This is a genomic window from Microbacterium sp. (assembly GCF_030149085.1).
GTDB lineage: Bacteria > Actinomycetota > Actinomycetes > Actinomycetales > Microbacteriaceae > Microbacterium.
In genome coordinates this window covers 1-9,622 of record NZ_JASBSF010000297.1, presented here as the reverse complement: position 1 = coordinate 9,622, position 9,622 = coordinate 1, and the positions used below count along the sequence as shown (strand labels likewise).

The following is a 9,622-nucleotide window of genomic DNA, read 5'->3' as shown; positions in this document are numbered from 1 at the left end:
CCACGACCACGACCGGCGCGGACGAGTAGCCGAGGTCCTCCGTCACGTACTCGCGCGCCGCCTCGTTCGCGGGATCGGTGAGGTCGATGTCGAGGTACGCCAGGCCGACGGCATCCATCAGCTGCTTGGTGAGCCGGCACTGCATGCATCCGTCACCGGTCGTGTAGATCACGATCTTGATCACCGTGACCTCCGCGGGGCTGGGCGATCGCCGATGCGCTCGTGCGTGTGCTCTTCGACCCACTTGTTGACCTCGGCGACCTTGTAGGCGACGGTCTTGCCGAACTTGGTGAAGCGCGGGCCGCCGCCGTGCTTGCGCCAACCCATCAGGCGGCTCAGCGGGAACTTGAGGTTCTCGGCGAGCTCGCGCTCGGTGAGGAACGTGTGCTCGGGATCGTCGCACTCGATCTGAAGGACTTTGAACACCATCCACCTCCGCTTGCGTATGTTCTGGTTGGTTTACCGTGAGTGAAGCACTTTCTGCTACCCTGCACAAGAGGCAAGTGCGAAAGCGCCGTGCGGTTAGACAAACTAGGGAGGTGAAGGTCGACGTGAAGACACTCAATGGCCACAAGGTCACGTGGCGCGAAGCCACGCAGCCCGTCGGGTCCGCACTGCGCATTGCGCCCGCATTCGTGGCGACGACGACGGATGCCGCGCTCGGCGTGCAGACCGCTGTCACCGCCCGCTATGTGCGCGACGAGGGTCGGTACGTCATCAAGGGCGTCACGAACACCGCCACCCGCGACGACGTGGAGCTCAACTACCCCACCGTCGCGAAGGTCGGGATGCAGGCGATCGTGCAGGCTGCGGCGCCGCGGTGCATCTTCCTCACGCTCGAAGACGAGAGCGATCCGAAGGCGAAGTGGCTGAGCGTGGATCAGCTGACCACCGCGGCCGGACGCATCCTGCCGCCAATGGTCGCCACCGAGGTCGTGAAGCGCGGCGGCGGTGAGGCGCGCATGGAGGTCGTCGAGTTGCTGTACGGCAGCGCAGCGCTCGCGGGACTGCCGCCGGCGAAGCTGCTGCAGCACGAACTCGGCATCCCCCACCGCACCGCGTCCCAGTGGATCATCGACGCACGCAAGGCGGGTCGTCTCGAGGGCATGAACTACAACGCCGGTCGACCGGCCGGTGGGTAGCGTCCACGCGTACAACAGCGCGAACGGCAAGCGCTACGAGGCGCGATACCGAAAGCCCAACGGCAAGCAGGGCGCCAAGCGCGGCTTCACCCGCAAGCGGGATGCCGAGCTGTGGCTGTCCGAGATCGACACCGCGCGCGCGAAGGGCAACTTCATCGACCCGCAGGCGGCGCGGGCGACCATCGACATGCTCGGCCCCGTGTGGCTCGATGCGAAGCGTCACACGATGAAGCCCTCGTCGTTCGCCCCGGTCGAGACCGCGTGGCGGTTGCGCGTGCAGCCGACGTGGGGTGGCTGGGAAGTGGCGCTCATCAAGCACACCGATGTGCGGGCGTGGGTCGCCGAACTATCGAAGACGACCGGCGCGACAGTGACGATTCGGACATTCGGGGTGCTCGCGAGCATCCTCGACGATGCCGTCTACGACGGGCGCATCAGCACCAACCCCGCCCGGGTGGGTCGGATCGGCCTGCCCAAGAAGACTCGCGGCAAGCACGGGTACCTTACCCACGACGAGGTGATTCGGCTGGCACGCGAGTGCGGCGATCGCAAGCTTCTGGTCCTGGTCCTTGCGTACACCGGCATCCGCTGGGGCGAGGCAACCGCGCTGCGAGTGCAGGACCTCGACTTCGCACGCGGCCGCATGCACATCAGTCGAAACGCGGTTGAGGTGCACGGCAAGATCCACGTCGGCACGCCCAAGTCCCACACCGCACGAGCAGTGCCGGTGCCAGGATTTCTGCTCGAGCAGCTACAGCTGGCGACGAAGGGACGCCCACGGGACTCACTCGTGTTCCCTGCCGGAGACGGCGGGTTCATCCGCCGAACTCGGTCGGACGACGGGTCGAAGTCATGGTTCAAGACGGCGCTCCTGAAGGCCGAGCTGCCAATGATGACCACGCACGACCTGCGACACACTGCGGCGTCGCTGGCCGTCCAGTCCGGCGCAAACGTCAAGACGATCCAGCGGATGCTGGGACACACCTCCGCGGCGATGACGCTCGACGTCTATTCGGATCTATTCGACGAAGACCTAAACGCGGTTTCGGATCGACTCGACGATGGCGCCGTCGCGGCGGGCGTCGGTGGGCTGTTCTAGCTACTCCCGCGTGCAGGTCCTTGGCAATCGGGAGTCGATGACTGGAGGGGCCAGTCAACCGCTGAAGCACTTGAGACGCGCAGGGTGCTCGACCCGCAGAGTCCCTCCCCGAAGTAGAGATGGCACGCCGAACGACATCGATAGTTGGAAATCCGAGAGATTGACGATTTGGGGCTGAACTCAGTACGTTCTTCTCTGATGCTGGGGGAACGCGTGGAGGGGATCACGGGCGACGACTTCTCCTCGTTGCCCGTCCCGTGGGCTACCGAACTCGGCCTCAGCGCAAGCGAGGTCAACCATCTCCACGACACCATCGACCTTCTCTACGATCCCGCTGGTCCAGTCACGTGTCCCCCCAGGAGCGCCGTCTTCCGCGCGTTCGGCACCACCTCCCCACGCGACGTCCGCGTTGTCATTCTCGGACAGGATCCCTACCCGGCGCCGTGCGTCGCCGATGGCCTCGCATTCTCGGCGCCGAACGGGATTCTCACTCCCAAGTCGCTGGGGGCAGTGTTCGATGCGCTCACCGAGGATCTCGGCACTGACTTCGTCCGCCCCGACGAGTACTCCCCCGATCTGTCGCGTTGGGCCGCCCAAGGTGTGCTCCTGCTGAACACCGCGCTGACCGTGCGGAATGGCAAGGCGGGATCCCACCTTGACGTTTGGGCTGACTTCACTGATGGCCTGCTCCGGTACCTCAGCTCAACGCCCGAGGTCTCCTTCCTCCTGTGGGGCGAGAAGGCTCAGAACAAGGCGCGAAAGGCTGGTATCGGCCGACTGCGGCCTGGGGTTTTCAGAGCGGCACATCCGCGCGCGAGCGGTTCCGCGCGTCCGCTCGCTACCTCCAAGCACTTCTCAAAGTGCAACTCCTTCCTCGCCTCAGTTGGGGTGCCAACGATCGACTGGAGCCTTGCGTGACCGGGACAATGGGAAAGCCACCGCGTTCGATGCTTGGGTCGAGGTCATGACCGAGCAGCGGAACCAAGCCGACTCCTCCCCGGGCCCGGATGAGAGTTGGACCGAGTATCGGGACCGTGTCGCCCCCAAATGGGACTCGCAGTACAACTCACGCAGCGTGGGCGAGTTCGCCCTGGCACTCTGGCACGGAAATGAGGAGGAGGCGAGCCACTGCATCAGGATGGGTCTCAATGTCGAGGATAAGTTCCAGGGCAGGACTCCCCTCGACTGGGCGGCAGAACTGGGCAGCGTGCGCACGCTGAGCGAACTACTCGAGCACGGTCAACGGCTCGCCGAGTGGGATCTCGCCTCGCTCCTGGAGCTCTCAATACGGGCGGACCGCCAGGATGCAGTCAAACTTCTCCTGAGTCGCGGGGCGAATGTGAACTACGAGTTGTTCGTAGGGACGCCCCTAACTTGGGCTTGTCAACGGGGCGTGCCCGCGATGGTGGCTCTGCTGCTTGATGCGGGGGCACACGTCAATGCCAGGTGCGAGAAGTCACCCGGAAGAATGACCCCGCTAATGACGGCAGCCGAATCGGCGGGATGGTTCAAATCGAACTACGGGCGCGAGACCTGGCGGCGAATGATGGGGATCGAATCGTGGCACGCACGGAATCTTCCGGGGTTCGCTGGGCGAGCGCCTGACTCCGCACAGGTCGAATCGAACGTGGACCACGTTGCGGTGGCAGGGCTCCTGCTTCGACGCGGCGCCGACCCAAGCATGAAAGCGCATGGAAGAGTCGGCAACGACAACGTTGACGGGTTTCGTGCGCTGGAGTTGGCACAGCGTGGCTTCAACGGCGAATCGGATCCAGCGATGGTGCGTCTCCTGACGGAGCACAGCAAGTCGCGAGCCGGCTGCTTCATCGCTACCGCAGTGTACGGTTCGTACGACTCCCCTGAAGTCCGCGTGCTCAGGCAGTTTCGAGATCAGGCGCTTGCGCCCCGCACCGCCGGCCGGCTCGCGATTGCGGTCTACTACAAGATCGGCCCGCAATTGGTGCGCGCGGTCGGCCGGCGGACCATGTTCCAGCGGGTGATGCGTCCCGCGCTAGACAACCTCGTACGCGCGCTACAATCTCGTGGCTATGGCGAGATCAAGTCATCTCGTTCCTGAACTGTCACCGATGTCCGGAGACATCACAGGGCTGACGCCACGGAACTGTTCGCAGATTCTTCGCAAACCGGCGTTCCTATGAGAAACCTATGGCCCGCGATCCCAGTGTTTTCAAGGGATTGCGGGCCAGGAAGTTCGGCGGAGACGGAGGGATTTGAACCCTCGGTCCCCGTAAGGGGACTCCACCTTAGCAGGGTGGTGCACTAGGCCTGACTATGCGACGTCTCCAGGCATCCGTTACCTAATCGGGCGGATGGCCTCGTCAATACTAACCGCTGCGGTCCGCCGCGACGAATGGATGCCGTCAGCCGAGGTTTCCGACCGAGCAGGTGGTCTGTGCAGCAGTCGAGCCGGTGATCGAGTTCGGAAGAACCACGGCTTCCTCGGCGGGAGCTTCGGTAGGTGCGGCTGTCGCGCTCGGGTCCGTGGTGGTCTCGGGAGCCGGCTCCTCAGTCGGAGTCACATCGACGACGCTTCCGTTCATACCCGCCGTGCCGGTGAGCTCGATCGGAGCGTTCGCCTCGAGTGCCGCCCAGAGCTGGTCGGCGGCGGCGTAGTTCGGCACGACCTTGTTCGGGTCGTCGGGGTCGCCGTTGACGGGGTACTGAACGAACACGATGTCTGAGAAGGGAACGTCCTTTATCGCGAGCGCGATCTGTACGAGCGTCAGCGGGTTGGTCAGGCTCGAGCTCTTCGTGATGTTGTCGATCGCGACGGTCGCGAGCCGGTAGAGCGTCGTCGGGTCAGACAGCACGTTCTCGCTCACGAGCTTCTTGGCCAGGCTCGACATGTACTGCTGCTGGTTGCTGATCCGGCCAAGATCCGAGCCGTCACCGACACCCTTGCGGGTGCGCAGGAACGCCAGCGCCTGGGTTCCCGAAACAGTCGAGATCCCGTCGGGTAGATAGAGGCCCGCGAGCGGGTCGCTGATGCCGCCCTGGACACAAACGTCAACGCCGCCGATCGCATCGGTGATGTTGATGACACCGCCCCACGTGACCTTCGCGGCGAACGGGATGCTCTGGCCGCTCAGCTGCGAGATGGTCTTGACGACACAGGACAGCCCGCCGCCCTCTGCTCCACCGCCCGCATAGAACGCGGAGTTCAGGGGCTGCTTGCTCATTGCGGAGGATGTCGAGCCGTCACCGCGATCGCACGAGGGGATAGGAACCAACAGGTCGCGCGGGAACGAGATGACTGTCACGCGACGCGGCGCATCCGAGATGTGCACGAGCATGTTGACGTCGTTGAGTTCTCCCTCCGAGTCGGAACCCGAACAGCGGTCGCCGAAGATCGCAGAGAACTCGGGCTCGCAGGCATCCGTGCCCGCGACGAACAGGTTGACGCCACCTTCGATCGCGCCGATGTCGGGCGGAACGACGACCTGGTCTTCGAGTTCGACCGTGTTCTCGGTGGCGTAGCTGGCGGCCAGGTCGTAAACGGCGTACGCAGCCACTCCGGTGCCGGAAACAAGGATGACGGCAACGACGATGCCGAGCGCCTTAATGAAGACGGAGAACGGATGCGGCGACCTCAGCGCCCCATGACGGGCCACCGTCTGGCGGCCGCGCTGCGGTGCTGTCTTGCTCACAAAGTTCCTTCCCGACGGCCGTCGCAACCAATCCTCGTTCGCAGGGGTGCGACGCGTGGCTCGACTCCGGCTACGCGCGACCCCTCTCGGTCACACGTCGTTGACCTGGAAGACCTCGGGTGTTGGCACAGCCGAAGAACGGATGCCTTAAGAAAGGTAGGTTATGCCATGGCCGCTGGACATGCACTGTGCGGTCGCTGACCGCGGCTCCTGAGACGCATATGCAATGTTCAGCATCCGTTCGGGCTTTCACGGCCCGCGCTCGGTTTCTCACAACATAGGACCGGTAACATCAGGGTCGTGACCACCGTTGACGGCGACCGGCAGGCCGATTCCGTCCCGGCAGGCGAGCCCTCCCTAAGCGATCAACCCGCCCTGAGCGAGGGCCATTCGTCGGATTCGCAGGCCATCACCCGACGCGCCCGGTCAAGTGCGTCATCCGTCGCCCCGAAGCCGCCGACGACCCGCCGCGAGACGCGGGCGCGGCGCACCCCGGCCCGACCGCTGGCTCGGCATGCCGCACCCGAGTCTGGAGCGTCGCGCAGGCGGCGCGGATGGCGGACGTTCTGGATTGCGCTCAGTCCGCTCGGGCTGATCCTGGTCGGAACCGTCATTCTGGGAGGCGTCTTCGCGCTCCAGGTGCTCGAGGTGCGCGATGACCTCGAGACGGTCAAGTCGCAGCTGGGTGGACTGGCAGAGGCTGCTGTGTCGGGCAACACCGACACTCTCCAACAGGCTGGCGATGAGATCGTCGCTCGTACCCAGCGTGCATCCGAAACCGCGAACGGTCCGCTCTGGGATCTGGCATCCACGCTGCCTCGCATCGGTAACAACGTTCTCGCGGTGCGCACGGTCGCCGAAGCCGTGAACACGATCGCGAGCGAATCGATCCCACCCGTCGTCAACATGGTGTCAGCTGCGAACGTCGACGAGCAGCGCGCCGAGGGCAGCCTCGGGATCAACCTGCAACCGTTCCTCGAGGCCGAGACGGTGCTTCCGACGATCATTTCGTCGTTCGAGGATGCCTCAGCCATCGCAGCGACCATGGACCGCACCGACGTCTTGCCCGCCGTCTACGAGCCGATGGACGAGATGGTCGGACTGCTCGACCAGGCGATCCCGATCCTCAAGGTTGCGCAAGAGAACCTCCCCGCGCTCTTGCAGGCCGCGGGCGCCAACGGGCCGATGCTCTACCAGGTCATGATCCAGACCCCGGCCGAGATCCGTGCGACCGGCGGTGGCGTCGCTCACTGGCTGATCCTCAAAGTCGATAACGGGCAGGCAGAGCTCGTGGGTCAAGACAACGGCGTCGACCTCATGTACTCGCGGCTTCCCTCGCTCGGGTTCGACACCGTCAACGGCTCGCTGATCACGCTCCCCCGCGACGTCAAGTCTCTCTACCCCCGCGAGCTCGTGAGCTGGTCATCGAACTTCACGATGACGCCCGAGTTCCCGCGCGCCGTTGAGCTCTTCCAAGCGACCCGCGAGTGGGAAGACCTGCCCGAGTTCGATGGCGCGATCTCCATCGACCCGATCGTGCTTGCGCACCTCATCGAGGCGACCGGGCCTCTCACTCTCGATTCGGGCGAGCAAGTGACGGCCGAGAACACGGCGTCGCTGCTCATGAGCGAACCGTACGAAAGGTTCGGTGCCGACAACGCCGCGATGGACGCCTACTTCAATGAGGTGACATCCAAGATGTTCAGCGCGCTCACCAGCGGCAACTGGGAGTTCGGCGCCATGTGGGATCAGTTAGTGCGCAGCGCCAGCGAAGGCCGCATCCAGATGTGGTTCGACGACCCCGGCCTCGAAGCTTTCGCGACCGAGTACGGCCTCGACGCGTCGCTGCGGGAAGACAACGCGGATGCCACCCAGCTCGGCATCTACTTCAACGACTACTCCATCGGCAAGCTGAACTATCACCTGACCTACGACCAGCACGCCACCTGCAACGTCGACGAACGCACCATCACCGTGTCGATGAACCTCCACAACAGCATCACCAAAGACATCAAGAGCGAGTACACGCTGGGGCTTCGTAACGTGAATCGCGGTATCGATCCCCGCACGATGATGCTCGATGTTCTCTTCTTCGCGCCGCCCGGTGGCGAGATTCTGTCGACCGATCCCAAACGCGGCGACTACCAGGACTCGTACTTCCGTGACCGCTCGGGAGTCGACCACGGGAACGAAGGGCTGAGCCGTACCTTGCTGCTACCCATGGGCGAGTCCCGCACCGTGTCGTACACGGTTCAGTTGCCCGAGGGCCCGCTCGGTCCGCTGCAGCTGCGCCACACACCGGGTGCGAACGACACCCAGGTCACAGTGGACGCGAACTGCGCGAGCCTGTTCGCCAGCCCCGAAGGCTCGACGAACATCTCCCTCACGAAGATCGGCTGAACCCGCCTGGCAGAGGTGGGCGCGAACTGTCGGTATCCCAGAAAAGTTCGGCGCACATTGTCGCCATAGGCACAGGATGCGACAAGACGAGCCCACTTCTTCTCCGGAGCCGCCGGCGGCATGGGCCCACCCAAGGGTTCGAACCCGCTGAGCCCGAGGATCGGAAGAGGCGCCGGGTGTGGGATTCTCCCCACCGCCACTGCGCGGCGCGCGGAGCCTCGGGCGGCGTGGACCCAACTGCGTTCGTATCCCGCTCGACCGGCCAGAACGACGAAAGCGGGCCCCTGCGGGACCCGCTTTCGTCGTTGCGGAGGGTGTGGGATTCGAACCCACGGGACATTGCTGCCCACTGGTTTTCAAGACCAGGTCCATCGGCCGCTCGGACAACCCTCCCGAGGACGCCGCACGCGGCATCCATCGAACGGCGTCCACTCTATCCGACCACCCAGGCGACGTTCGCGCCGCGGCGGCTCAGAGGGCGCGAAGGATCGCTGCCACGCCACCCTCGTGAACGGATGACGTGATCTCGCCGGCAGCGTCGAGCACTTCCTGCGGACCCTGCGCCATGGCGATGGCACGACCGCCGTTCTCGAGCGCCCAGGCGAACATACCCACGTCGTTGCGACCGTCGCCGATCACGAGCACCTCGTGCGGGTCGAAGCCGAGCCACTCGCGCACCATCTCCAGCGCCGTCGACTTGTCGATGCCCGGCGGGGCGATGTCGAGCCAGGCAGTCCACCCGATCGCGTACGAGACCTCGTTCAGGCCGACCTGCGCCACGAGATCGACGAAGTCCCCCTCGGCGTGATCGGGCGAGACGACGACGACGCGGCACACCGGCTCGCGAGTGAGCTCGTCGAACGCGACGCGGCGGGCGCCGAGCAGGTTCCAGTCGTCGAGTTCCTCGGTATAGAGGCGGCTGCCGTCTTCGAGCTCGACCATGTACTTCGCGTCGGGCAGGTGCTCGCGCAGCAGAGTGACGACCTCGGTCGCGTCGAAGGTCTCGGTGTGCACCTGCTCGTAGCGCACCTCATCACCATCGATCTTCTTCAGGATGACGGTGCCGTTCGAGCACACCACGTAGTCGGGTTCGATCTCGAGGACGCGCACGACGCCCCGCGTGCTCGCCCACGAGCGACCGGTCGCGAGCATGACCTCGTGCCCGGCGAGGCGAGCATGTTCGACAGCCTCGACGACGCCGGGGCTCAGGGTCTCGTCCTCGAGCAGCACGGTGCCGTCGATGTCCAGGGCGATAAGCAGCCGCGGCGTGCTCCCGGGGTGGTGTTCGGTCTCCGCGGCGAGTTCCTCGACGA

General features: G+C 64.9%; 9 protein-coding genes and 2 tRNA genes. 5 read left to right on the top strand and 6 right to left on the bottom strand.

All coding sequences use genetic code 11. From position 1 onward, the window contains the following. Both Q1V87_RS12375 and Q1V87_RS12370 read right to left on the bottom strand, forming a co-directional pair. Window positions 1-184 (bottom strand): glutaredoxin family protein (locus tag Q1V87_RS12375; protein WP_300593330.1); only part of this gene is annotated, 184 nt, incomplete at its 3' end. Continuing rightward, window positions 181-429, bottom strand: coding sequence for a hypothetical protein (locus tag Q1V87_RS12370; RefSeq protein ID WP_300593327.1), 249 nt, complete (start codon window positions 427-429; stop codon window positions 181-183). The genes Q1V87_RS12370 and Q1V87_RS12375, both read right to left, overlap by 4 nt. A gap of 110 nt (window positions 430-539) precedes the next feature. Between Q1V87_RS12370 and Q1V87_RS12365 the strand changes: the two genes are divergently transcribed. The 4 genes from Q1V87_RS12365 (at window position 540) to Q1V87_RS12350 (ending at window position 4,318) form a co-directional block, all read left to right on the top strand. Then, entirely contained in the window at window positions 540-1,142 is a 603-nt protein-coding gene (locus Q1V87_RS12365; protein WP_300593325.1) for a hypothetical protein, read from the top strand. Beyond that, complete coding sequence (locus Q1V87_RS12360; protein WP_300593322.1) at window positions 1,135-2,241, top strand: site-specific integrase; 1,107 nt, start codon at window positions 1,135-1,137, stop codon at window positions 2,239-2,241. Before Q1V87_RS12365 ends, Q1V87_RS12360 begins: the two co-directional genes overlap by 8 nt. Before the next feature lie 198 nt (window positions 2,242-2,439). Beyond that, window positions 2,440-3,159, top strand: a complete 720-nt coding sequence (locus Q1V87_RS12355; protein WP_300593318.1) for a uracil-DNA glycosylase — start codon at window positions 2,440-2,442, stop codon at window positions 3,157-3,159. Beyond that, the gene (locus tag Q1V87_RS12350; RefSeq protein ID WP_300593316.1) at window positions 3,152-4,318 is read left to right on the top strand and encodes an ankyrin repeat domain-containing protein; all 1,167 of its coding nucleotides are present in this window, start codon (window positions 3,152-3,154) and stop codon (window positions 4,316-4,318) included. The genes Q1V87_RS12355 and Q1V87_RS12350 overlap by 8 nt, the downstream gene beginning before the upstream one ends. 139 nt (window positions 4,319-4,457) lie before the next feature. Here the strand turns inward: Q1V87_RS12350 and Q1V87_RS12345 are convergent. Continuing rightward, window positions 4,458-4,546: transfer RNA gene (locus Q1V87_RS12345), tRNA-Ser, on the bottom strand. A 76-nt stretch (window positions 4,547-4,622) separates the two neighbouring features. Then, window positions 4,623-5,909: an LCP family protein gene (locus tag Q1V87_RS12340; RefSeq protein ID WP_300593313.1), complete on the bottom strand. Its 1,287-nt coding sequence runs from the start codon at window positions 5,907-5,909 to the stop codon at window positions 4,623-4,625. A 300-nt stretch (window positions 5,910-6,209) separates the two neighbouring features. On the opposite strand from Q1V87_RS12340, the gene Q1V87_RS12335 reads away from it, so the two are divergent. Beyond that, window positions 6,210-8,309, top strand: a complete 2,100-nt coding sequence (locus Q1V87_RS12335; RefSeq protein ID WP_300593310.1) for a DUF4012 domain-containing protein — start codon at window positions 6,210-6,212, stop codon at window positions 8,307-8,309. Window positions 8,310-8,617: 308 nt separating this feature from the next. Here Q1V87_RS12335 and Q1V87_RS12330 read toward each other — a convergent pair. Both Q1V87_RS12330 and Q1V87_RS12325 read right to left on the bottom strand, forming a co-directional pair. Next, window positions 8,618-8,702: transfer RNA gene (locus Q1V87_RS12330), tRNA-Ser, on the bottom strand. Between the two features lie 78 nt (window positions 8,703-8,780). Beyond that, a partial coding sequence (locus tag Q1V87_RS12325; protein WP_366945442.1) for an HAD family hydrolase occupies window positions 8,781-9,622 on the bottom strand: 842 nt, incomplete at its 5' end.